The sequence below is a fragment of the Allocellulophaga tsushimaensis genome (assembly GCF_055383085.1).
In genome coordinates, this window is record NZ_AP039451.1 from 1,753,623 (window position 1) to 1,776,771 (window position 23,149).

The following is a 23,149-nucleotide window of genomic DNA, read 5'->3' on the forward strand; positions in this document are numbered from 1 at the left end:
ATGAAAAACAAATTATTACGTAATAGTAGAATTTCTTTCTGGGTGTTGCTATTAGGCTTTCTTGTATTTTCTTGTGATAATGAAGAAGAAGGACTGCGTGCAGATCAAAGCCAGAATGATCCAGCTCCGCTTACAGGAAATTTCGGAACTTCTTCTATGTTTTTAGAAGTATCAACAACCAACACTTCTACTAATGGTAGAGCTTATGCTTGGGATTTTGGAGTGGATGGAACAGATGAAGATACTTCAATTGAATTTGCACCAAGCTATACGTATGAGGTAGATGGTACTTATACGATTACGTTAACTGTACAAGGAGATGCTGGTCAAGAAGCTGTTGTAACGCAAGAAGTTACTGTGGCAAGAGAAATGATTAATCCATTAGCGTCCTTTACAAGTGCTATTGATTTCTTAGATGTTGCTTTTACCAATACGTCCATGAATGCTGTTTCTTATGATTGGGATTTTGGAGATGGTAGCGGAACATCAACAGAAGAAAACCCTTCATATAGCTACGCAAATGGCGGTACTTATACCGTTTCGTTAATAGTAACAAGTGCAACAGAAGATACAGATATGGTTACCGAAGAAATTACAGTAACTCCTAGACCAGTTGCTCCAGTAGCTGACTTTAGTTTTACTGCTACTAATTTAGCTGTTGATTTTACAGATGCTTCTATGGCTAATGATGGGAATATCACTTCATATGCTTGGGATTTTGGAGATGGCGCTGGTACATCAACCATGGCTAGTCCTAGTTATACGTATGCTGCTGCGGGTACGTATCAAGTAGCCTTAACCATTAACTTTGATGATGTGTTGGGCGAAACCTCTTCAACTACAACACAAAGTGTTTCTGTAACTGCTGATCCAGGATTACAAGCAACTTTTGCAGCGGCTTTAATTAACGGGAATATGGAAACATACCCAACTGCGCAACAAAATGACAACGATCTTGTTGATGCTTGGACAATAGATCCAGATAATACGTTTAACGACATGACAAATACGCCTTTTAATTTCTGGAGGAATGATGCTTTAGAGGTATGGGTTTCTGATCCTATGAATAATGGCGGTAGTGGAACAACAGATAAAGCAAGTTCATCCGGTACAGATGCAATGTCTGCAGGAGGTACTTCTAATAGGTCTTATAAAATGGATAGTTCTGGAGAGAGAGCTTACCAGCCTTTCGAAGTAGAAACTGGAGTCCTATATAGTATTTCTGCCTTTATTAAATCAGAAACTACCCCTATTGGTGATGTAGAAGGTACTTTTTATATCTTATCAGACCAACCTGCTGATGAAACAGATTTAGCATCTATAGCTTTAGCCACTGTTCCAGTTACATCAAATGGAATTAATGAATGGCAGCAGATTTCATTTAGTTTTATCGCAGGAACAACCTTTAATTTTCCTCAGAACAGAGTAGACGAGAGCGTAAGTACGGGAGGGATATTAACCTCAGTAAACCAAGAGTTTGTTATTCTATATTTTGTTCCTACTAACACAGTAACAGGAAGCAATGAAGTATTTATAACAGATATCCTAATTGAAACACCAAGCTTAAATTAAGTTGTACATATAAATATAAACCTAACAGTCTAAGGATTGTTAGGTTTATAAAAACCGTAATCTTTTTCAACAAGCACTTTGTTTTAGTGCTTGTAATTAGAACCTGAAATATCGAAATTAACTCAAAACTCATGAATATAAAAAAGAACATATTACTGATTGCTATTATGCTGATAAATATACAGTTAATAGCGCAAGGCATAACGGTTACCGGTACTGTTTCCGATGCTAATGGCGTTCCTATTCCAGGCGCAAATGTTATTGTAGTGAGCACTACAAAAGGAACTCAAACAGACTTTGATGGAAAATATACAATTACAGTATCTGATGGGCAAGTGTTACAATTCTCATACATTGGATATGCAACGCAAACCGTTATTGTAGATGGTAAACTAACCGTTAATGTTACCATGCAAGAAGATGCAAGTCAATTAGATGAGGTTGTTGTAATTGGTTATGGAACTCAAAAGAAATCTTTACTTACGGGAGCTATTTCAAAAGTAGTGAACGAAGATTTAGATCAAATAGCAGTATCACGTGTTGATGAGGCGCTAATTGGCCAGGTTTCTGGTGTAAATATCCTCAATACTGAGGGTGAAGCTGGAGGGGCGCCAACGATTCGTATTCGTGGTGTTGGATCCATAACCTCTGATAGTGGGCCGTTAGTAGTAATTGATGGTGCCGTTGTTGATAGAGATTTTTTAACTAATCTTGATATGAATACTGTAGAATCTTTTGAAGTGTTAAAAGATGCCGCATCTGCTGCTATTTTTGGTTCAAGAGGTGCAAATGGTGTTATCCAGATTACTACTAAACAAGGAAAAGAAGGAAAAGCTAAGTTTACCTATAATACTTTTACAGGCTTTAAGGAAGGAAGACGTAGTGATGCCTATGATATAGATTTTGAGGGTGAGTTGCAACGAGAAATAGCGATAACAGGCGGACTTTCCCTAGGGAGTCAGTTTAGACAATTGATCAATGCTGAGAATGATTGGCAAGATGTTGTATTAAATGGAGGTGTAATTACCAGTCATAATCTCAGTGTAAGAGGAGGTACCAAAAAAACAAAATACAGTATTAGTTTAGGCTATGTCTCAGATGATGGGGTGCTGTTAACAGATAGTTTTGAAAGATACCAAGCACAAGCTAAACTTGATACAAAACTTACTGATAAATTAAAGATAGGTGTAAGTTTTTCACCTTCTTTTTCAAACAGAAGGCGATTTAGTGCTACTGGTCTTTATGATGTAGTGCGTCAACCTTCATGGGTGCCAGCTCGTTTAGATGAGACCAATATCAATTTTGTAAATCGTATTAGAGACGGAGGTAGATATGCAGATGCACAAATAGGAGACTATGTATTGCAAAGAATGTTTGATGATTTTCAATACCCTGCTGGTGCAACCAGTATTTTTGATGCTGCAGGAAATTTTCAAGGGATTCCTGTAGGAAGTGGTGTAGATGTTAGTAATACCAGTAATATTAATCCATTGGCAAAATTGTTAGAACGTGAACGTTTTGAGGATCGATACAATTTTTATAGTAGATTTTTTGTAGACTATAAGCTTACTAAAGATCTTAGTTTTAGAACATCATTTTCTGCTACTTATGAAAATAGGATAAGAACTAATTTTGAAGGAATTAATGAATCAAGAAACGGTGCTGCTGGGGCTAATGCTTCTTATGATACTCGTAGTAGATGGGCTTTAATTTCGGACAATATTTTTAGTTATAATAAAAGTATTGGGAAACATGATATCAATGCTATAGCAGGAGCTTCGTTTGAAAAAAGGTTTATTGAAGCTTCACTCCTAGAAACTAGCGGATTTACTTCTGATATCATTCCTAATGTAGGTGGAGGATCTATAATTAATCAAGCAACTGCTTTTGATGGTGATAATAGGTTAAACTCTTTCTTGAGTAGAGTTATTTATTCATATGATGAAAAATATTTATTTAATGCTAGCTTTAGAACAGATGGCTTTTCTACTTTTGGTACTGCTGTAAAATACGGAACCTTTCCTGCAGTATCCGCTGGATGGGTAGTTTCTAATGAAGATTTCTTAAAAAACAGTGATGTGGTAAATCAATTAAAATTTCGTTTTAGTTATGGAGTTACAGGTACCAATAGTATTAGAACAGGAGAATTTTTTATAGATAATTATGCATCTCAAGCATTATTAGAGCCTTCTAGTGCTGTTATTGACGGTACCATAACAAGTGGTTTTAATCCATTAAATATTGCAAATCCAGATTTACAATGGGAACGTTCTATAGAAATTAACCCAGGTGTAGATTTTGGTCTTTTTAATAATGTGGTTTCTGGTTCTTTAGACTATTATAAAAGAACTAGTGATAAATTGTTATTGAATCAACCAGTAAATGCGCCTACAGGTTTTACGCAAGCTTTAGTAAATCAGGGTGAAGTTGTAAATGAAGGAGTAGAATTTGAATTGAGAACACGATTTATTAACACCGAAAAGTTTAGATGGGGAGCAACTGTAATAGGTTCATTCAATAAAAATACATTGACTGAATTTGGAGATTCAAATGGTCAAATTGTAAACACAGGAGATGGTAGTAGACTAGTAGAATGGATTAATCAAGTAGGGCAACCTATTTCCTCTTTTTATGGTTATGTGTTTGATAGAGATATTCCATTCGAAAATTTACGCGATCCGTTTAGACAAATAGGAAATAGAACGCAATTTGCTTATGCTAAAGATTTAAATGGTGATGGTTTAATAGATGATGATGATAAAACCATTTTGGGGGATCCGTATCCAGATTTAATCTGGAGTTTTTCTAACGATTTTAAATATGGAGATATCGATTTTAGTTTTTTAATTCAAGGGAGTCATGGTGCTAAAACCTATAACTTAGGGGATCAGTATGTTTTTGATTTTTTCAATAGTAATAGCGTTGATTTTGATAGAGCCAGTACGCCAGATCAACAGTTTTTAGTACCGCGAATATTTACGAGTCAGCTGGTGCAAAATGCGGGCTATCTAGCTTTGCGTACAGTAAGTTTAGGCTATAATTTCCCTAATAAGGTTACAAATCAATTTAACCTAACGAGTCTTAGATTGTACCTTACAGGGCAAAATCTTCTGTTTATTACTGCAGATGATTATACAGGTTGGAATCCAGAACATAACCGAAATTTACCCCAAGGTCCTTTGACCTTTGGTTATCAAAGAGGTGGAACGCCAATAAATAGAACAATAACACTAGGATTAAATGTTGAATTTTAATAGATCAAAAACAAAACTTATGAAACAAATAAAAATATTTTCTGCACTGTTTTTGACCTTTTTTATTGGGTCATGTGACTTAGATCCTGTACCAACTTCAGTGGGTACGGTTGATACATTTTTTAATGATGATGACGAAATCACTGCTGGAATCATAAATATTTATAATGCATTGCAAGGGAGTAATCCTTTAGAAGGTGACGGTGGTTTTAATAATCCTTTTTTAGGTATTCAAATAGAGTATCAAATGGGAGAAATTTTAAGCGATAATGCAAGAACAAAAAGTGGATCTCCTCAAGGCTTTGATTTTGAAACCTTTACAGTACTTCCGCAAACTGCTGCAGTAGTTACCTATTACCGTAGTATGTATAGAATTATTTTTACAGCGAATACCGTATTGGAGAACTTGCAAAATGCATCTCCTCAGAATGCAAATCGGTTTGAAGCAGAAGCTCGTTTTTTAAGAGCCTATGCCTATTTTAATTTGGTACGTTATTATGGAGCTGTTCCTCTAGTAGATAGAACAATTGCCCCAGCAGAAACAGAAATAGGGTTTACCAGAGTTGAAGAAAGTCAAATTTATGATTTAATACTCGAGGATTTGCAATTTGCTGTAGCTAGTGATTTAGATAACAGCTCTAGGTCTAGAGCTTCAAAAGCTGCGGCACAAACCTTTCTTGCTAAAGTGTATATGACTTTAGGTACAAACTATTTAGATGCGCAACGTTTGTTAGAAGATGTCATTGATAGTAATGATTATAGTCTTGAAGATAATTTCTTGGATATATTTTATAATGAGAGCAATAACGAAACGATCTTTAGTATTGGTTTTGATGATGGTAATGTAGATGATAGTCAGGGTTTTTCAGCAGAGTTTTTAGATGCTGTTGGTCGTGGTACAGGGTCTAATTATGCTACAGCAGAACTTGTAGCAGCCTTTGAAGCATTTGGAGGGAATAGAGGGCAATTTTCTTTTAGAGAAGATCCAGGAAATCCTGGCTTATTTCAAACCGTAAAATTTTTGCCCTTTGTTGATGAAAATGTAGGAATTACTTCTGCGCCTGCAAATCCTAGAATTGCAGGTAATGATTGGATTGTAACCCGTTATGCTGATGTATTATTACTACATGTAGAGGCTATTATGGCTGGAGGCCAAGAAACAAGTGCTCCGGCAGCATTGGAATCGTTTCAAGCTGTGAGAGCTAGAGCAGGTATTACAGATCCAGTTAGCACAATAACAAAGCAAATGCTGATGGATGAAAGGCGTGTAGAATTGGCTTTTGAAAATCATCGTTTTCTTGATTTAAAACGTTTTGGAGTGGCACAAGAAGTTTTATCTGCATTCTCGGCAGCAAACGGTCATGATTTTCAAGCTACAGAATTACTGTTGCCAATTCCTGGCCCAGAAATTGCAATTAGTCGAGGAGTATTAACACAAAACCCAGGGTATTAAAAAAATAATAGATAAGGTTATGAGAAAACTAATTTTAAAAAGCAGAATACGACCAAAAAAGAGTATAGCTATACTTTTTGTTTGTACTATGATAGGCATCTCTTGCGATTTTATTGATGATTTGCCAGAAGCAAATTCCATTGCTGATGAGACACCACCTACTGCATTCTTTACTTTTACGAATGGAGTAGAAGTAGAAACCTTTACAAATGTTCTTTTTGCAAATGAATCAGACAATGCAGTAAGTTTTATGTGGGATTTAGGCGATGGCACTACTTCTACAGCGTTAGAACCTGCACATACCTACGCAGGCGAAGGTTCTTTTACGGTTACATTAATGGTTACAGATTCATTAAACCAAACGGATACTTATTCGGAAACTATAGAACTTATTGAGCCTGAAGCGCCAGCGGTTCCTGATCCGGTTTTATTAAATGCAGATTTTGATAGATCTCCTAAATCTTCAGGTTCTGATTGTACCTGTTCAGGTTGGATTAACAGAAGTGTTGGGGAGCAAGGAGAATCTAGTAGTGGTAACGGTTCTGATGTGCTCAAATTAGATAATGCAGAGCCAGATCATGCATATCAAGAATTTGAAGTTGTACCAAATGCAGATTATAGGATAGAAATTCCTTTGCTTTTTGAATCTGACCGACCAGGAAATTTACCTAGTCAGTTTGAAGTTAGAGTTTTATCAGGAGAAGGTTATATAGATGGCTATGTACCCGCTTATTTTACAGATACAGCTTTAATTCCACAAGATGGTTTTGGCTATAATTCAATTGCTCAAATTGAAGATCCTAATAATAATTTATTAGTAGAGGCAGTAGATAATCCTAATAGTTCTGAGTATCGCAGTTTTGTGTTCATTTTTAATTCTGGATCTAATGATAGCGTTGCGCTCTTTATAAGAGGTATTGGTAATTCTGGACCAGAAGACCCAGCAGATTTTGCAAGATATGGTTACGCTAGCGGAGATGAAGAAATTAGAGCAGATGCCGTTATTATTACTGCAGTAAATCAATAATTTTAGATGAAGATAATGAAGTTTTTGGCAGTTTTACTTTTTAGTTTTCTAATGTTCAATACAAGTTTTGCTCTAGCACAGGAGTCAAATACAAATTTGGAACCTGTAGCAAAAAAGCAAAAAAAAAGTAAGAGTAAAAAGAAAAAGAAAAAATACAGACTGCCAAAGGTTGATTTAACCCATTGGAAAGTAACGATCCCTGAAGGTAAAGGTAAAGGAGGTGCTATAAGTGTATCTCCTCCAGAAATACTAGATTATGCTACCAATGAGGTTTTAAAACCCTTTATGTATAATGATTCTACTTCTGGAGCCATAGTTTTTCATGCTTATCCAACAAATGCTACTACAGCAAATACCAAGTATTCCCGATCCGAGCTTAGAGAGCAAATGGAACCAGGTAATAATAATGTAAATTGGACTTTTGTCCAAGGTGGAATACTAAAAGCAAAAATGGCTATGGATGAAGTTTCTCGTAAAGCAGACGGAAAATATCATAAAGTGATTATTGCTCAAATACACGGACGTTTAACAAACGAACAGCGAGATCTTATTGGGCAAAAAGATAACAATGCACCACCAATACTAAAAATATATTGGCAAAATGGTAAGATTAGAGTAAAAACAAAAGTTTTAAAATTTAAAGGTGTTGATCGTGAAGGAATTCTGCATGAAGAAGCATGGACTGATGATAAAGGGAGAAATTTTGAAGAAGAAGTTGGTTTTAGAAAATTTACTTTAGAAGTAAAGGTTAGTGATGGTAAAATGGTTGTATCCTTAAATAAAAATGAATTTTTTGTTTATGATGATGCTAGTATAAGAAGATGGGGCATATTCGAAAATTATTTTAAAGTAGGGAACTATTTTCAATCAAGAGATAAAGGATCTTTTGCAAAGGTTAAACTGTATGATCTTGAGGTATCCCATTAATATTTATATGATAGAAATTAAAAAATATAACATGAAAAGTATATCTATCCAAACGTTTATTTTATGTGGACTTTTGTTTTTCTGCTCTTGTAGTACTAATAAAACAGAAGAAGCTAATCCACGTGTATGGACAACTGGAGAAGAAAGTGTAACGCCAGAAGACAACCAAGAAGAAGAGGCTCAGAGTGAAGAAACTCAAGAAGAAACTCAGGACGAAGAATCAGGTACGGAAAACGATCAGTCTCATATGTTACCTAATATCGATTTAAGTCATTGGAAAGTAACATTGCCTATAGCGAATAATAAAGGAAAGCCTTTAGAAATAAAACCACCAGCAATTAAAAATTATGCTTCTAATGAAACATTAAAGCCTTTTATGTACAATGATTCTACGGATGGTTCTCTAGTATTTTATACCTATCCTGGGGTTACCACTGCAAACTCTTCAAGGTCTAGAACTGAGTTAAGAGAACAAATGGTGCCCGGGAGTAATAATACCAATTGGACATTTAAAGAGGGCGGTAAGCTTAAAGGTACGCTAGCTATGGATGCTATTTCTAGAGATGCTAATAATAAGTATCATAGAACTATTATTATGCAAATACATGGTAGATTAACCAATGCGCAGCGAGATTTAATAGGAGAAGACGATAATAATGCGCCACCAATGCTAAAAATATACTGGCAAAATGGTAAGGTTAGAGTAAAAACAAAAGTCTTAAAAGATGCCAATGTAAATGAAACAGATATTTTAAGAACGAGCGCATGGACAGATGATGATGGTTTTAATTTTGCACAAGAAGTTGGATTTGACAAATTTACTTTAGAAGTAAACGTCTCGGATGGAAAAATGCAAGTGACATTAAATAACAATGAAACGATAACATATGACAGTAATGATATAGAACGATGGAATGTTTTTGAAAATTATTTTAAAGCAGGAAATTATCTGCAAACCGTAGATGAAGGTGCATTTGCTAGAGTAAAGTATTACGATTTAGTAGTAGAGCATCCGTAATTAGTTTGAATTAGTAGATTTTAGACAATAATTGTTGACTATATTAACAGCTATTAGTCTTTGTTAATGATCATTTTTATGGTTTCCCTATAGTTATATTGTAAATGTTAAAGTTATTTTTATAAATTTAGCAAACCAATCTGGTTAACCAGTTTAGTGAATTAAAAATAAAGCATGAAAATAGAAATACTTACAAAGACTGAAAAGCAAGAGATACAGAAAACAATAATTTCTAAACTAAGAGATTTAATTGCATTTAAAAATTTAGAGCCTGGAGATAAATTGCCATCTGAGCGCATGCTATCAGATAAATTTAATGTAAGTCGTAGCAATATCCGTGAGGCCATTCAAAAACTTGAATTTTATGGTATCTTAAATTCTAAACCACAGAGTGGTACTTTCATCGCAAATATAGGTCGCGTTGCTATGAGTGGTATGATGGATGATATTTTAAATCTTGAAGAGCCTAATTTTAAATCGCTAGTAGAAACTAGAATACTTCTTGAGCTTAAAACAGTAAGATTAGCAGCTTTACGGCGTACTGAGGAAGATTTGAAAATTTTAAAAAATGCTTTACATGCGTATAAAAATAAAGTATTGAACAAAGAAGATGCGGTAGAAGAAGATTTGTTATTTCATTTAGCAATTGCTAAAGCCAGTAAAAATAGTTCTTTAAATACCTTTATGTTAATTATAACACCTGAAATTATTACAAATTTCGAAAAATATCATGTATGTGATAAAGACCAATCTTTTAAGGGGATTGAGGAACATGAAAATATATTTAATGCAATAAAAGATCAAAACCCAAAATTAGCTAAAGAAATGATGAAAGTTCATTTTAGTGTTTTGTATCAATATTGCTATCACTCAAACAACTAAGTATAGGATGCCGAAAACAAAAGATTCAATTTTGTTTTTAGGTTATATAAAATAAGAGAAGTAAAACTTGACAATAACCATAGTAATTTCTGTTTTGATCTAAACCAATATCACGGACATACTACTAAGCAGGTTCCATTTAAAGTTTTGTTTTAGGATGTGGAAAAGTTCTAAAACTAACTTTCTATATGCTCTTAAAATTTTTTAAAATAGAAAGAATGAAATTAAAAGGATTAAGATGGTGGATTATAGGGTTAATTTGTTTAGCGACTATAATCAATTATATAGATAGAGCTGCTTTAGGTATTATGTGGCCAGCAATGAAGGATGATTTAGGGATGACCGAAAAAGATTATTCTTGGATCATAAATATCTTTACGATTACGTATGCTGCGGGTAAGTTTATTTCTGGTAAAGTATATGATAAAGTAGGTACCAAAATTGGTTTTGTATTATCTATATTCTTTTGGTCCTTAGCATCCGTATTACATTTTTTTGCGAAAGGATTAGCTTCTCTAGGTGCATTTAGAGGTTTGTTAGGAGTTGCAGAAGCAGGTAATTGGCCAGGAGCTGTAAAAAGTAATGCAGAATGGTTTCCTATAAAAGAACGAGCATTAGCACAAGGTATTTTCAATGCAGGAGCGGCAATAGGTTCTATTATAGCTGCACCAACTATCTCAGAATTATTTGGAGCTTATGGATGGAAATTAACTTTTATAATAATTGGTGTTTTAGGCTTTTTATGGATTATTCCTTGGTTGCTAATAAATAAAAATAAGCCAGAATTACATCCTTGGATAACAGAAAAAGAAAAAGCCCATATAACATCTGATGTTGTAAATTCAGAGGAAAAAGATACTAAAGAAAAAGGCTTAAGTGTATTAGAAATATTATCCTTTAAAGAATCATGGGGTGTAATTACAGCACGTTTTTTTATAGAACCAATATGGTGGTTATTTGTTTTTTGGATGCCAATTTATTTAAATAAGGCCTATGGTTTTAATGTAAAAGAAATAGGTTACTATGCATGGTTTCCTTATGTAGGTGCCATGTTGGGTAGTATTGTTAGTGGCTTTTATGCCAAAGCAATTATTAAAAACAATGGAGTTGATAAAACAAGAAAGAAAACAATAACCATAGGTAGTATCATTATATTTTTATCTATTCTAGGAGCGATATTTTTTGCAGATACTCCAGAAAAATTTGTATCATTTGTATTTCTTGTCTTGTTTGGTTTTCAATTTTCAATTAGCAGTATCCAAACATTACCTAGTGATTTATTAAGTTCAAAATCAACTGGTACTCTAGCTGGTTTAGCAGGAAGTATTGGAGCAGTCTCTGTAATTATAATGAATTGGTTAATACCGATAATAACAAAAGACTCTTACAATCCAGCATTTATTATCCTGGCTGTTTTAGCACCCTTATCAATACTAGCAATTGTATTCTTAATAAAAGAAATTAAGCCTATAGAAAAATAAAATAATAACAAACAAAATAAACTATAATAAAAATGAGTAAATCAAATGGAAAAGTAGCTATAGTCACTGGAGCAACTGGTGGTATCGGTTTTGAAGTTGCAAAAAGACTAGGAGCAGATGGATATACAGTAGTCTTAAATGGCTTACAAGATAATGAAGGTGCAAAGAGAATAGAAGAACTTACAGCAGAAGGGATAACAGCTGAGTATGTAGGTTTTGATGTTACTGATGAAGCTGCAGTAATTTCAAATATCAATAAGATTGGTGAAAAATATGGTAAAATAGATGTTTTAGTAAATAATGCTGGAGGATTAGGGGGTCGATCTCGATTTGAAGAGATGACAACTGAATTTTATAGAAATGTAATGGCTTTAAATCTGGATTCTGTATTTTTTGCTTCTAGAACCGCAATACCTTTCCTTAAAAAAGGGGAACATCCAACTATAATTAACTATACCTCAAATGCTGGGTGGACAGCTGGTGGACCTGGAGCAGGAATCTATGGTACATCTAAAGCTGGCGTACATGCTATAACTAGAGCATTAGCTAAAGATTTAGCAGAATATGGGATTCGAGTTAATGCAGTATCTCCGGGTACTATAGACACTCCTTTTCATGCTCAAATAAAAGCGACGAAACCAGAAGTTTTTGCTTCTTGGGCTAATAATATCATGCTAGGAAGATTGGGGCAACCAGAAGATGTAGCAGGAGTAATTGCTTTTTTAGCAAGTAAAGACGCTTCTTTTATTACCGCAGAAACAATTCAAATAGGTGGTGGGCAAGCATTAGGGATTTAATGTTTAAACATCAATTCGTTTATTAAAAGCTATTCACTAAAGAAATACCCTTTAGTGAATAGCTTTCTAGTTTATATCACCCCTAATTGCTTTCCAACTTTTATAAAAGCAGCAGTAGCTTTATCAATATGCTCATTTTCATGAGCTGCTGAAAGCTGTACTCTAATTCTAGCTTTTTCTTTTGGTACTACTGGATAAAAGAAGGCAATCACATAAATACCTTCATCTAATAATTTGGCAGCAAATTCTTGCGCTATTTTAGCATCGTATAGCATTACAGGAACAATTGGGTGCTCTCCCGGAATAATATCAAAACCAGCTTTGGTCATAGTGCTTCTAAAGCGCTTGGTATTAGCTTGTACTTTTTTAATAAGGCTATTATCTGCACTCAATTTATCTAAAACGGCAATAGAGGCACCAGCAATAGCTGGTGCAAGCGTATTAGAAAATAAATAAGGCCTGGATTTTTGGCGTAGTAAGGCTACAATTTCTTTTTTTGCAGCAGTAAAACCACCAGAAGCACCACCCAATGCTTTCCCATAAGTTCCAGTAATAATATCTACACGATTTAGAACATCTCTATACTCATGCGTACCTCTTCCATTTTCACCTATAAAACCCGTTGCATGGCATTCATCAATCATTACCATGGCACCATATTTATCTGCTAAATCACATATTTTGTCTAATTGCGCAATAGTACCATCCATAGAAAATACGCCATCGGTTACAATTAAGGTTCTTCTGGCGTTACTAGCTTTTTTTAGTTGCGCTTCTAAATCTTCCATAGTATTATGCTTGTAGCGGAACCGTTGTGCTTTACACAAACGAATCCCGTCAATAATACTAGCATGGTTTAACTCGTCAGAAATAATAGCATCCTCAGCAGTTAATAAAGGTTCAAAAACACCACCATTGGCATCAAAAGCTGCGGCATATAAAATACAATCTTCTGTTCCTAAAAAGGCAGCAGTTTTCTCCTCTAATTCTTTATGGATGTCTTGTGTACCACATATAAAACGTACAGAAGATAAACCAAAACCATGACTATGTATGGCATTTACCCCAGCTTGTATAACATCTGGATGGGAGGAAAGGCCAAGATAGTTATTCGCACAAAAATTAAGTACTTCTTTACCTTGTGTCGTCATTATTTCTGCTCCTTGGCGCGTAGTAATAATACGTTCTTTTTTATAAAGTCCGGCTTGTTCTATGGTGTCAAGCTCTTTTTGGAGCTCATTTTTTATGTTTGTGTACATTTTTTTGTTTCTTAATATTGTAATTGTCTATTATAGTTTTTTTTTAAAGCACTCAACATTTCATTAGAAATCGTTTCTAAATCATATCTTGGTTGCCAGCCCCAATCTTTTTGAGCGGCAACGTCATCTAAAGAAAAAGGCCAGCTTTCTGCTATTTTTTGCCTAAAATCTGGTGTGTAATTCACTTTAAAATCTGGATACCACTTGCGTATGGAAGTTACAATTTCTTCAGGATTAAAACTGATGCCCTGCAGATTATAAGAAGTTCTTATAGTAATATTTTCTTTAGGAGCTTCCATTAATTCTAGGGTTGCCCTCACAGCATCATCAATATAAATCATGGGCAATGTAGCATCTTTTTGTAAATAACAAGTGTATATTTCCTCTTTTGCTGCTTTGTGATAAATGTCTACAGCATAGTCTGTAGTTCCGCCCCCAGGTAAAGATTGGTGACTTATAATGCCAGGATATCTTAAAGAACGAACATCTAAGCCGTATTTTGTAAAATAATAATTTGCCCAGTTCTCACCAGCAGTTTTGCTCATGCCATAAACAGTAGTAGCATTAGAAACTGCATTTTGAGGGGTCTTTATTTTTGGAACATCATTGCCAAAAACAGCAATAGAGCTAGGAAAAAATACTTTATCTAAATGCTGCTCTTTTGCAATTTCTAAAACATTAAAGAAGCTTTTTAAATTAATATCCCAAGTTTTTAGTGGCTTGCTTTCTCCTTTAGCAGATAATATTGCTGCCAGATGGTATATTTGAGTAATCTGATACTTTTTAACAATAGCTTCCATTGCATCCTTGTCAGTAGCGTCAAGTTGTTCAAAAATACCATCAGCATTAGCATTCGCAATAAGATCAGAAAGAATAACGTTATTAGTGCCATACTTATTTTTTAGTGCTGTTGCAATAACAGAACCAAGCTGTCCAGAAGCTCCCGTAATTAATATTTTTACACTCATAATTTCTTTAAATTACTATGATATAAAATTATAGAAATTATCAATAAGAGAGATGTTTTAACTGTAATAATAGAATAATTAAGTAATTTTATCTTTTAATTTGAATTTTAAAGGTTTAATATTCTTTTTAAGAATAAATTATATTTGACTAAAAGTAATTTTATCTGTAATGGAAAAACTCGATGATATAGATGTACAAATTCTTAGAATTTTACAGAAAGATGCAAAGAAAACAACAAAGGAAATTGCAGCATTAGTGCATATCACTGCTTCGCCAGTCTATGAGCGTATAAGACGTTTAGAAAAAGCAGGTTTTATAGAAAAATATGTAGCCTTAATAAACAAAAAACAGATAAAACGACCCGTAACTGCTGTTTGTATGGTGTCCTTGCGGTATCATAACGAAGGGTTTATAGATAAGTTTGATGAGCAAATAAGAGCATTAAAAGAAGTACAAGAATGTTATCATATGGCCGGGAAAGTAGATTTTTTCCTAAAAATACATTTAGAAAGCCTCGATGCATATCATGATTTTGTGCGCTCTAAATTATCTAAAATAGAAAATATTGGAGTGTTAGAAAGCTACTTTGTTTTAAAAGAAATTATAAACACAACTGCTTACGATTTTTAGTACATAATCCATCAAAAAACATAAATGTTAAAATCATCTTAAATTTCTTATCTTTGTTAGGTATAAATTATAATAAATAAAGTGATGTCTAAAAATCAGAAAGCTGTAATAGATTTAAATAAAAACGATAACGAAGCAGCATCTAAGATTGAAGTGATCAAAAATTTAATTTTTGGTGAAAATATCCAAGCTTATGATTCTGAGTTTGAACAGTTAAAAAAGGAAATTCTTGATAAGAAAAAAGTTTTAGAAGAACTGATTGAAGAGACTAGATCTGAATTAGAAAAAGCAATAGATGATGTTGCTACAGATGTAAATATTAGGATTACAGATTTAGAAGAGAAACTTGAAGATAAAATAGATACTTTAGAAACTGAAAAAGTTGATAAAAAATTATTAGGTAAGCTGTTGGTAAATTTAGGGGAACAGATTGGTAATAAGTAAACTTTTTTTGAAATCTTTTGAAAGATGAACGAAAAAGACAAACTTGAAATTTTAAAAGACATTCTTTTCACAGATGATCGTGAATATGCTCAGAAGATAACAGAGAGAATACAACAGTTAGAGCAAACTATAAATAACAGTGAAAAACTTTCTCCTAAAATAAACCCTATTATTGCAAAAGAACTTGATGAATTTGCAGAAAGTATTCCTAAAAATTTAGGGCCAGTGATTACTAAAACCTTAAAGGAAGAAATAGAGAATCACAAAGATGATGTAGTAGACGCCTTATACCCAGTTTTAGGTAAAATGATTAAAAAGTATATTTCGCAAGAAATAAAAATGTTGTCAGATCGAATTAACAAACAAGTTTCTTCTAGTTTTTCTGCAAAAACTTGGAAAAGAAAATTTAAATCGTGGTTTGGTGGGGTTAAAGAAGAAGAGTTGATCTTAAGTGAATTAGCAGCTACAAAAATTGAACAAGTACTTTTAATAGAAAAAGAGTCTGGTATCCTAACAGCGAGCTACTCAGAGGCAGAAACAGTAGATGAAGAGATGGTTTCGGGTATGCTTACCGCTATTAAAAGTTTTGTTGAAGATGCTTTTGGGCAAAAAAACCAAAACCTTGAACTTATAGAGTATGAATTATATCATATACACCTACAAAGTTTTGCAAAATATTATATTGCTGTGGTTTTGTCTGGTAATTATGAAATGAAATCAAAAAATAAAATTCAAGATATGATCTTTACTTTTTATGAGAATTTCATGAAAATGGAAGAGGATAACCTTTCTGATGTTACCATGATAAAAGAAGAATTAGCACATACATTTAGTGATACAAGTATCTAAAAAAATTATTATTCTAGGTCACTTTGGTGTTGGAAAGACATCTTTGATAAAAAGATTTGTTGAAGATAGTTTTTCAGACAATTATAAAGTTTCAATAGGAGTTCATATCACAAAAAAAGTAGTAGAAATTTCAGTAGAAGATACTGTTTCTCTTATTTTATGGGATTTAGAAGGTACTGATGATTTATCTAAAATTAGAAAAGCCTACTTGTTAGGTACGCATGGTGTTATTTATGTTTTTGATGTATCCAGACCGTCAACTTTTCAAAATATAGATAAAGATATAAATGATGTAGAAACAATGCTGCCAGGAATACCACGTTTAGTGATAGGAAATAAGCTGGATTTAGTAGTTGAAAAAGAATTAAAAAGCCTTTTAAAAGATAAAAACATAGCATACAACTACCTCTCTAGTGCTAAAACTGGAGGTATGGTAAACGAATTATTCTTAGACTTAGCTAAACTATTACACGCTGATGTTTAAAAAGCTAAGAGAAAAATATATTAGTAAAAACACACAGTTTATTTTAGCTGATTACAAAGGCGTGCTTATTGATACTGATGAAACTCTTTTTAAATTAGAAATAGGAACTACTTTAGAAAGCTTTCATCCTTTTTTTGCTACTATCCCAGCTGTGGTAGATTCTTCTGAAGAAACTATTATTTTTAATTGTATCCAATTATCAGACTCTGAAAAAGTACTAATTACAGATGTTGAAGTACAAAAAGAGACAACCGGTGTTCTTATTATGATACACGATCTTACTGAGCATTATAATTTGTACCAAGCTATTGCACAAGCTAAGAATGAGTCTATTATTGATGCTGAATTAGTGGTGTTAAAAAATATAGAGTTAGAAGAAAGAGAGCGGTTTAAGAACGAGTTTATTCAAAATTTTAGTCATGAGTTACGAAACCCAGTTACTGGTATCATATCTATGACTAATTTATTAAGTCATACAGAATTATCACGTGAACAAATTCAATATTTAGATTTTATTAGAGCTTCTAATACAAATTTAAAATTAATGTTAGAGGATATTTTAAGTATAGGGATCATTAGTTCAGGAAAATTACAACTAAGAAATACCTTTTTTAATATCTATAAATTATTTGAACTGTTACAGTTTAAATATACTTCTAGAGCAAAACAAAAAGCAGTAGATTTTAGTGTAGAAATAGATAAAAAAATTCCAGAAATTGTTGAAGGTGATAGACTAAGACTTTTTCAAATACTAACAAATCTGTTAGACAATGCTTTTAAATTTATTAAGACAGGATCTGTTAGTTTAAAAGTAAAATTAAACCAAAAAAGGGCAAATAAAATTAATTTGCGATTTGAAATTTATGATACTGGAATTGGCATCCCTAAAGAAGATTCAGAAAGTATTTTTGAGAGTTTTATGCAATTAAAATTAGAAAACAAAAGCCCTGGATCTGGTTTAGGGCTTTCTATTGTGAAAGGGCTTTTGGAAATTATGGGAACTAAAGTGCATTTAAAATCTACAGAAGGAAAAGGTTCTTTATTTTATTTTGATTTAAACTTAAAATACCCACTACATCCTGAAAAAATAAAAGTAGACAAAATGGATAGTGGGAAATTTAAGATACCAAATAATATAACCGAAAAGTCTAAGTTGCTTTTAGTAGAACACGATGAAACCATGCAAACGGTGCTACTTAAATTTCTGTTAGACACCAAATGCTTTTATGTTGATTTAATTAGTAGTGGAGAAGCAGCTATTAATGAAATTACAACGAATGCATATGATATGGTTTTAATGGATATAAATTTACCTGATATTAAAGGGCATGAGGTGACCAGAATAATCCGCGAATTACCAATTAAAGAAGTTAAAAAAACGCCTATTGTAGGCATAACTGCTGACGTTTATAAAGAAAACATTATAAAGTATAAGAAGGCAGGTATGAATGCAATTATTACGAAACCATTTGAAGGTCAAGATTTGTTAAAAACAATTTTTAAATACTTAAAATAGTTTTCTAAAAAACAAATCATATCTACACATTTAATTAAAAAATAACGGCATAGTTTATTTTTAAATTTTTCCTAAAAAAAGAAGAATAAGCATTTTTATGTCAAATTATGTATTTCATCGGTAAAAAAATACATTTTATCTAAAATAAAATTTCACAGTATCTAGATTCTTTGAATTGTAAGCTAGGCTATACATTTGATTAGAAGTAATACTAATGTTAGAAAAGCAAGAACATATATTTGAGAAAGACGATACTATGAATAGCACAATTATGGATGAAGTTGATATTAAAAATTACTTGAGAATTAAGGAAATAGTAGTTTATATTTTATTGTTTTCAAGTTTAATAGGAGCATTAGGTTTAACCGTTTACCTATTTTTTCTAAAATAATATACCAATACGATTTTTGATTGATTTTGTGGTGGTTGGTTAGGGGGAAAGACAAGGTTTAGTTTTGGTTAAAAGTTGTGTGATCTATTCCCCTAAAAAGGAACATTCATGTAAAATTATTGAATGTTCCTTACCTAAAGAATTTAAAATTTTTAAATAAGAACACTAACCGTTTTCTATTTAAAAAGCAACTTGGGCAGTTGCATTTATTAATAGCATTTTCAATGCCTATACGGAGATGAAAATCTCTTCCCCCCAACAAAATTCAGTTTACGAAAGTAGGCTGGATTTTTTGTTTTATAAAGTATTATATTTATTGATCTATATGATAGAAACTTAAGTCAGATGCCACTACTACGTTTTTGTAAAATCTTTATCGGTATTATTTTTTTGATTTGTAGTTGTTCTCCAAAAGAGCGGTATAAGAAAGGAACTTTTGGTTATGATGTTGCTTTTGTTGCCAAAACGCATCAAGTAATTGTATTATCTTATCATGACTCAAAAATTTTAGTAGGCCCAACCATGCAAGCAAGGGTTTTAACAAGTACTACAGCTAATTTAAATGGTCTTAGTTTAGGTTATTTAGATTACAATTTTATAGCCGAAAATAAAATTAAAGAAGGTGGAAACTCCTATGGAGGAGAAGACCGCTTGTGGTTAGGTCCAATAGGAAGTAAGTACAGTCTTTTTTATAATGGTAAACCAATTAAAAGCGAGAATTGGTATGTTCCAAAAGCTATCGATACAGAACAATATAAGCTTGTAAAACAATCAGAAGATAATATATTATTTCAAAAAGAAGTAACTGTTAAAAATAATATAGGAAAAGAATTTAAAGTACAAATAGATAGAGAAATAAATTTATTTACAAAGCCACAAATTATAGCGCAACTACATCTTATGATTCCTGAAGGTATTAAAACAGTTGGTTTTCAATCTATCAATACCATAAAAAATATAGGAGCTGATTGGAAAGTAGAAGAAGGGCTTATTGCCCCTTGGGTACTTGGCATGTTTAAAGGAAATAATGCATCAACCGCTTTTTTTCCATATCAAGAAACAGAAGAATCTCCTTTGTTAGTTAAAAAGTATTTAAATGTATTGGGAGACGATAGATTAAAGGCGGCTAATGGTATTGTTTATTTTAAAACAGATGGGATTTACAGAAGTAAAATGGGTATAACAGCTGCGCACGCGCAACCAATACTAGGTAATTATAATGCAAAAAATAAAGTATTAACAGTAATTACATTTTCATATGCACCTAATAGTAATTTTTTAAGTACAACAGAAACAGAAAACAGTCCACTTTTTGGAGGCGATGTAGTAAACTCCTATAATAACAGTGCAAATACTGGAACTTCATCATTTTTTGAGTTAGAAAGTGCAGGTAGTGCACAAGCACTTGTAAATGGGGCATCAACATCGCACACACAAAATACCTATCATTTTCAAGGAGATGAAAAGCAATTAAATAATATTGTAAAACAACTTTTTAATATAGAAATCTTAAAAATAAAAAATACGCTACAGTAAACTTATGCTGATTTTTAAATTATTATTCAGGTTAAAAATAAAATTTGCCGTTTTTTTAAAAAATTGATTTTTTTTGTTTTCATTTGTTATTAGAAATAGAAAGTATACATTTATTTCTCAACATAGCATCTAGCTGAACATCATGAACAATGTTTCTACGTTTGGGGTATTAGAAATTAGGAAGTCAAATCTAATAGCAACTTATCAGATAAGTAACCAAATTTTAAAGCTAACTTCTGTTAATACTGCAACTGTGCTAGGCCAGCACCATCATCATTTTATACCGACTACAAAACGTCAAATAAGGGTTTAATCGTTATAATTTTTTGTCGTTTAAAAGAGTTTTTAATCAAGAACAATCATTTTTAATGAATACAAAATACATAGACCTTATAGACCAGACCTATCATTTTCCACAAGAAGAATTTACACTTGACGGGGAAAATTTAAAATTTCATGATATTCCGCTTAAAGAATTGATAGCGGAGTATGGCAGTCCATTAAAATTCACCTATTTACCTAAAATTTCTGCTAATATTAATAGCGCTAAAAAATGGTTTGCAAATGCTATACATAAGTATGACTATAAAGGTGCGTATCACTATTGCTATTGTACAAAAAGCGCTCATTTTAAACCTGTATTAAATGAGGTTTTAAAAAATCAAGTACATCTAGAAACCTCTTCTGCTTTTGATATTAATATAGTAGAGAAATTTAAAAAAGAAGGGAAAATAAAAGATGATACATATGTCATCTGTAATGGATTTAAAAGAACGCAGTATGTAGAAAATATTGGGCGTTTAATAAATGAAGGACATCAAAATTGCATTCCTATTATAGATAATTATGAAGAAATAGAATTGCTGTCAAATGTTATAAAAGAAGACTATAATGTTGGGATTAGGATTGCATCCGAAGAAGAGCCAAAGTTTGCCTTCTATACCTCTCGCTTGGGAATAGGATATAAAAATATAGTGCCTTTTTATGAAAATCAGATTGCTAATAATGATAAGGTAAAACTTAAAATGCTTCACTTTTTTATTAATACAGGTATAAAAGACAATGCATATTATTGGAACGAATTGGTAAAATGCCTAAAAGTTTATGTAAAACTTAAAAAAAGATGCCCCTCTTTAGATAGTCTTAACATTGGAGGAGGCTTCCCTATAAAAAACAGTTTGGTTTTTGATTATGATTATCAATATATTATAGATGAAATCATTAATCAGATTAATATCACTTGTAAAGAAGCTCAAGTTGAGGTTCCACATATTTTTACGGAATTTGGCAGTTTTACAGTAGGCGAAAGTGGTGGCGCTATCTATGAAATTTTATATCAGAAGCAACAAAATGACAGAGAAAAATGGAATATGATAGATTCTTCTTTTATAACCACATTACCAGATACTTGGGCCATAAATAAACGATTTGTTATGCTGCCCATTAACCGTTGGCAAGATGAATACGAACGTGTTTTATTGGGTGGTTTAACATGTGATAGCGATGATTATTATAATAGCGAACAGCATATGAATGCTATTTATTTGCCAAAATATAAAAAGAATAAGCCTTTATATATTGGTTTTTTTAATACAGGAGCATACCAAGAAAGTATAGGAGGTTATGGAGGATTGCAACACTGTTTAATTCCGCATCCAAAACATATTTTAATAGATAAAGACCAAGAAGGTAATATTACAACTACAGTATTTAACGAAGAACAAAAAGCAGAAGATTTACTAAAAATTTTAGGGTATGAAAACAACTAACAATTACGCAGGAATACCAGACATGTATGCGCAATTGGAAACTGCAAAAGTAATTTTAATTCCCGTTCCTTATGATGGCACAAGTACATGGGGTAAAGGTGCCGATAAAGGGCCAGAGGCATTTTTAGAAGCATCAGAAAACATGGAACTTTATGATATTGAAACCGCTACAGAAGTATACAAGCATGGTGTTTATTTAGCAGATCCTGTAACAGAGAATAGTACTCCAGAGGCTATGCTAGTTGCTGTTCATAAAATCACTAAAGAACATATTAAAAGAAATAAATTTGTTACCCTTTTTGGTGGAGAGCATTCTATATCAATAGGATCTATTCGTGCTTTTAATGAGTGTTTTAATAACTTAACTGTTTTACATATTGATGCCCATGCAGATTTAAGAGCTTCGTATGGCGGCACTCCTTACAACCATGCATGTGCAGTACATGAGGCAAGTAAAAACACCAATCTTATACAAGTAGGTATCCGTAGTATGGATGCCATAGAAAAAACCTTTATGGACAAAGAAAAAGTGTTCTTTGCCCATGATATGATGACTGATGATTATTGGCCAGACAAGGCAATTGATTTAATGACAGAAAATGTATTTATAACTTTAGATTTAGATGCCTTAGATCCAAGTATAATGCCCTCTACTGGAACTCCAGAACCTGGAGGCTTATTATGGTATGAAACCTTAGACTTTTTAAAACAAGTTTTTAAAGAAAAGAATGTGGTAGGCTTTGATATTGTAGAGCTTTGTCCCAAAAAAGATGATAAATCATCAAATTTCTTAGCGGCTAAATTGTACTATAAAATGTTGAGTTATAAATTTATGGGAGAAGCTGTAGAAGATGCTTACAATAGTACATTTATATAGGAGAAAATGAATAA

The 23,149-nt window shown here is 32.6% G+C and carries 20 protein-coding genes; 18 read left to right on the plus strand and 2 right to left on the minus strand.

What is annotated here, in order from left to right:
- The 9 genes from ACZ451_RS07460 to ACZ451_RS07500 all read left to right on the plus strand — a co-directional run bounded on the left by ACZ451_RS07460 (position 1) and on the right by ACZ451_RS07500 (position 12,411).
- Entirely contained in the window at positions 1-1,572 is a 1,572-nt protein-coding gene (locus ACZ451_RS07460; protein WP_464216488.1) for a PKD domain-containing protein, read from the plus strand.
- Between the two features lie 131 nt (positions 1,573-1,703).
- Positions 1,704-4,826: a SusC/RagA family TonB-linked outer membrane protein gene (locus tag ACZ451_RS07465; RefSeq protein ID WP_464216489.1), complete on the plus strand. Its 3,123-nt coding sequence runs from the start codon at positions 1,704-1,706 to the stop codon at positions 4,824-4,826.
- 19 nt (positions 4,827-4,845) lie between these two features.
- On the plus strand, positions 4,846-6,279 hold the full coding sequence (locus ACZ451_RS07470; RefSeq protein ID WP_464216490.1) for a RagB/SusD family nutrient uptake outer membrane protein: 1,434 nt from the start codon (positions 4,846-4,848) through the stop codon (positions 6,277-6,279).
- A 19-nt stretch (positions 6,280-6,298) separates the two neighbouring features.
- Positions 6,299-7,306 (plus strand): PKD domain-containing protein, encoded by a 1,008-nt coding sequence (locus tag ACZ451_RS07475; RefSeq protein ID WP_464216491.1) that lies wholly within the window; start codon positions 6,299-6,301, stop codon positions 7,304-7,306.
- Between the two features lie 15 nt (positions 7,307-7,321).
- Positions 7,322-8,233, plus strand: a complete 912-nt coding sequence (locus tag ACZ451_RS07480) for a polysaccharide lyase family 7 protein (RefSeq protein ID WP_464216492.1) — start codon at positions 7,322-7,324, stop codon at positions 8,231-8,233.
- Between the two features lie 31 nt (positions 8,234-8,264).
- Positions 8,265-9,251: a polysaccharide lyase family 7 protein gene (locus tag ACZ451_RS07485; RefSeq protein WP_464216493.1), complete on the plus strand. Its 987-nt coding sequence runs from the start codon at positions 8,265-8,267 to the stop codon at positions 9,249-9,251.
- 174 nt (positions 9,252-9,425) lie between these two features.
- Entirely contained in the window at positions 9,426-10,133 is a 708-nt protein-coding gene (locus tag ACZ451_RS07490) for a FadR/GntR family transcriptional regulator (RefSeq protein ID WP_464216494.1), read from the plus strand.
- A gap of 218 nt (positions 10,134-10,351) precedes the next feature.
- Positions 10,352-11,614: an MFS transporter gene (locus ACZ451_RS07495; protein WP_464216495.1), complete on the plus strand. Its 1,263-nt coding sequence runs from the start codon at positions 10,352-10,354 to the stop codon at positions 11,612-11,614.
- Between the two features lie 32 nt (positions 11,615-11,646).
- A complete protein-coding gene (locus tag ACZ451_RS07500) occupies positions 11,647-12,411 on the plus strand; it encodes an SDR family NAD(P)-dependent oxidoreductase (RefSeq protein ID WP_464216496.1) in 765 nt (254 codons plus the stop codon).
- 71 nt (positions 12,412-12,482) lie between these two features.
- Here ACZ451_RS07500 and kbl read toward each other — a convergent pair whose 3' ends face one another.
- Positions 12,483-13,670 carry a glycine C-acetyltransferase gene (kbl, locus tag ACZ451_RS07505; protein WP_464216497.1) on the minus strand — a complete coding sequence of 396 codons (1,188 nt, stop codon included), beginning with the start codon at positions 13,668-13,670 and terminating at the stop codon, positions 12,483-12,485.
- 11 nt (positions 13,671-13,681) lie between these two features.
- Entirely contained in the window at positions 13,682-14,638 is a 957-nt protein-coding gene (locus ACZ451_RS07510; RefSeq protein ID WP_464216498.1) for an NAD-dependent epimerase/dehydratase family protein, read from the minus strand.
- Positions 14,639-14,807: 169 nt separating this feature from the next.
- Between ACZ451_RS07510 and ACZ451_RS07515 the strand changes: the two genes are divergently transcribed.
- The 9 genes from ACZ451_RS07515 to speB all read left to right on the plus strand — a co-directional run bounded on the left by ACZ451_RS07515 (position 14,808) and on the right by speB (position 23,135).
- On the plus strand, positions 14,808-15,269 hold the full coding sequence (locus ACZ451_RS07515) for an Lrp/AsnC family transcriptional regulator (RefSeq protein WP_464216499.1): 462 nt from the start codon (positions 14,808-14,810) through the stop codon (positions 15,267-15,269).
- Positions 15,270-15,353: 84 nt separating this feature from the next.
- A complete protein-coding gene (locus ACZ451_RS07520; protein ID WP_464216500.1) occupies positions 15,354-15,713 on the plus strand; it encodes a fructose 1,6-bisphosphatase in 360 nt (119 codons plus the stop codon).
- Positions 15,714-15,737: 24 nt separating this feature from the next.
- The gene (locus tag ACZ451_RS07525; protein WP_464216501.1) at positions 15,738-16,562 is read left to right on the plus strand and encodes a roadblock/LC7 domain-containing protein; all 825 of its coding nucleotides are present in this window, start codon (positions 15,738-15,740) and stop codon (positions 16,560-16,562) included.
- Positions 16,546-17,046 carry a Rab family GTPase gene (locus ACZ451_RS07530; protein WP_464216502.1) on the plus strand — a complete coding sequence of 167 codons (501 nt, stop codon included), beginning with the start codon at positions 16,546-16,548 and terminating at the stop codon, positions 17,044-17,046. The genes ACZ451_RS07525 and ACZ451_RS07530 overlap by 17 nt, the downstream gene beginning before the upstream one ends.
- Positions 17,039-18,562: an ATP-binding response regulator gene (locus ACZ451_RS07535; RefSeq protein WP_464216503.1), complete on the plus strand. Its 1,524-nt coding sequence runs from the start codon at positions 17,039-17,041 to the stop codon at positions 18,560-18,562. Before ACZ451_RS07530 ends, ACZ451_RS07535 begins: the two co-directional genes overlap by 8 nt.
- Before the next feature lie 214 nt (positions 18,563-18,776).
- On the plus strand, positions 18,777-18,953 hold the full coding sequence (locus ACZ451_RS07540) for a hypothetical protein (protein ID WP_464216504.1): 177 nt from the start codon (positions 18,777-18,779) through the stop codon (positions 18,951-18,953).
- Between the two features lie 345 nt (positions 18,954-19,298).
- Positions 19,299-20,489 (plus strand): DUF6786 family protein, encoded by a 1,191-nt coding sequence (locus ACZ451_RS07545; RefSeq protein WP_464216505.1) that lies wholly within the window; start codon positions 19,299-19,301, stop codon positions 20,487-20,489.
- A 368-nt stretch (positions 20,490-20,857) separates the two neighbouring features.
- The gene (locus tag ACZ451_RS07550) at positions 20,858-22,258 is read left to right on the plus strand and encodes a type III PLP-dependent enzyme domain-containing protein (RefSeq protein WP_464216506.1); all 1,401 of its coding nucleotides are present in this window, start codon (positions 20,858-20,860) and stop codon (positions 22,256-22,258) included.
- On the plus strand, positions 22,245-23,135 hold the full coding sequence (gene speB, locus ACZ451_RS07555) for an agmatinase (RefSeq protein WP_464216507.1): 891 nt from the start codon (positions 22,245-22,247) through the stop codon (positions 23,133-23,135). The genes ACZ451_RS07550 and speB overlap by 14 nt, the downstream gene beginning before the upstream one ends.
- Positions 23,136-23,149: the final 14 nt, after the last annotated feature.

What these genes read in the sequence shown, in the direction of transcription:
- ACZ451_RS07510 (WP_464216498.1), bottom strand. Translation starts at nt 14,638, where the DNA reads ATGAGTGTAAAAATATTAATTACGGGAGCTTCTGGACAGCTTGGTTCT.
- ACZ451_RS07515 (WP_464216499.1), top strand. Translation starts at nt 14,808, where the DNA reads ATGGAAAAACTCGATGATATAGATGTACAAATTCTTAGAATTTTACAG.
- ACZ451_RS07460 (WP_464216488.1), top strand. Translation starts at nt 1, where the DNA reads ATGAAAAACAAATTATTACGTAATAGTAGAATTTCTTTCTGGGTGTTG.
- ACZ451_RS07525 (WP_464216501.1), top strand. Translation starts at nt 15,738, where the DNA reads ATGAACGAAAAAGACAAACTTGAAATTTTAAAAGACATTCTTTTCACA.
- ACZ451_RS07500 (WP_464216496.1), top strand. Translation starts at nt 11,647, where the DNA reads ATGAGTAAATCAAATGGAAAAGTAGCTATAGTCACTGGAGCAACTGGT.
- ACZ451_RS07520 (WP_464216500.1), top strand. Translation starts at nt 15,354, where the DNA reads ATGTCTAAAAATCAGAAAGCTGTAATAGATTTAAATAAAAACGATAAC.
- ACZ451_RS07480 (WP_464216492.1), top strand. Translation starts at nt 7,322, where the DNA reads ATGAAGTTTTTGGCAGTTTTACTTTTTAGTTTTCTAATGTTCAATACA.
- ACZ451_RS07470 (WP_464216490.1), top strand. Translation starts at nt 4,846, where the DNA reads ATGAAACAAATAAAAATATTTTCTGCACTGTTTTTGACCTTTTTTATT.
- ACZ451_RS07490 (WP_464216494.1), top strand. Translation starts at nt 9,426, where the DNA reads ATGAAAATAGAAATACTTACAAAGACTGAAAAGCAAGAGATACAGAAA.
- ACZ451_RS07545 (WP_464216505.1), top strand. Translation starts at nt 19,299, where the DNA reads ATGCCACTACTACGTTTTTGTAAAATCTTTATCGGTATTATTTTTTTG.
- ACZ451_RS07535 (WP_464216503.1), top strand. Translation starts at nt 17,039, where the DNA reads ATGTTTAAAAAGCTAAGAGAAAAATATATTAGTAAAAACACACAGTTT.
- speB (WP_464216507.1), top strand. Translation starts at nt 22,245, where the DNA reads ATGAAAACAACTAACAATTACGCAGGAATACCAGACATGTATGCGCAA.
- ACZ451_RS07540 (WP_464216504.1), top strand. Translation starts at nt 18,777, where the DNA reads ATGTTAGAAAAGCAAGAACATATATTTGAGAAAGACGATACTATGAAT.
- ACZ451_RS07465 (WP_464216489.1), top strand. Translation starts at nt 1,704, where the DNA reads ATGAATATAAAAAAGAACATATTACTGATTGCTATTATGCTGATAAAT.
- ACZ451_RS07485 (WP_464216493.1), top strand. Translation starts at nt 8,265, where the DNA reads ATGAAAAGTATATCTATCCAAACGTTTATTTTATGTGGACTTTTGTTT.
- kbl (WP_464216497.1), bottom strand. Translation starts at nt 13,670, where the DNA reads ATGTACACAAACATAAAAAATGAGCTCCAAAAAGAGCTTGACACCATA.
- ACZ451_RS07550 (WP_464216506.1), top strand. Translation starts at nt 20,858, where the DNA reads ATGAATACAAAATACATAGACCTTATAGACCAGACCTATCATTTTCCA.
- ACZ451_RS07495 (WP_464216495.1), top strand. Translation starts at nt 10,352, where the DNA reads ATGAAATTAAAAGGATTAAGATGGTGGATTATAGGGTTAATTTGTTTA.
- ACZ451_RS07475 (WP_464216491.1), top strand. Translation starts at nt 6,299, where the DNA reads ATGAGAAAACTAATTTTAAAAAGCAGAATACGACCAAAAAAGAGTATA.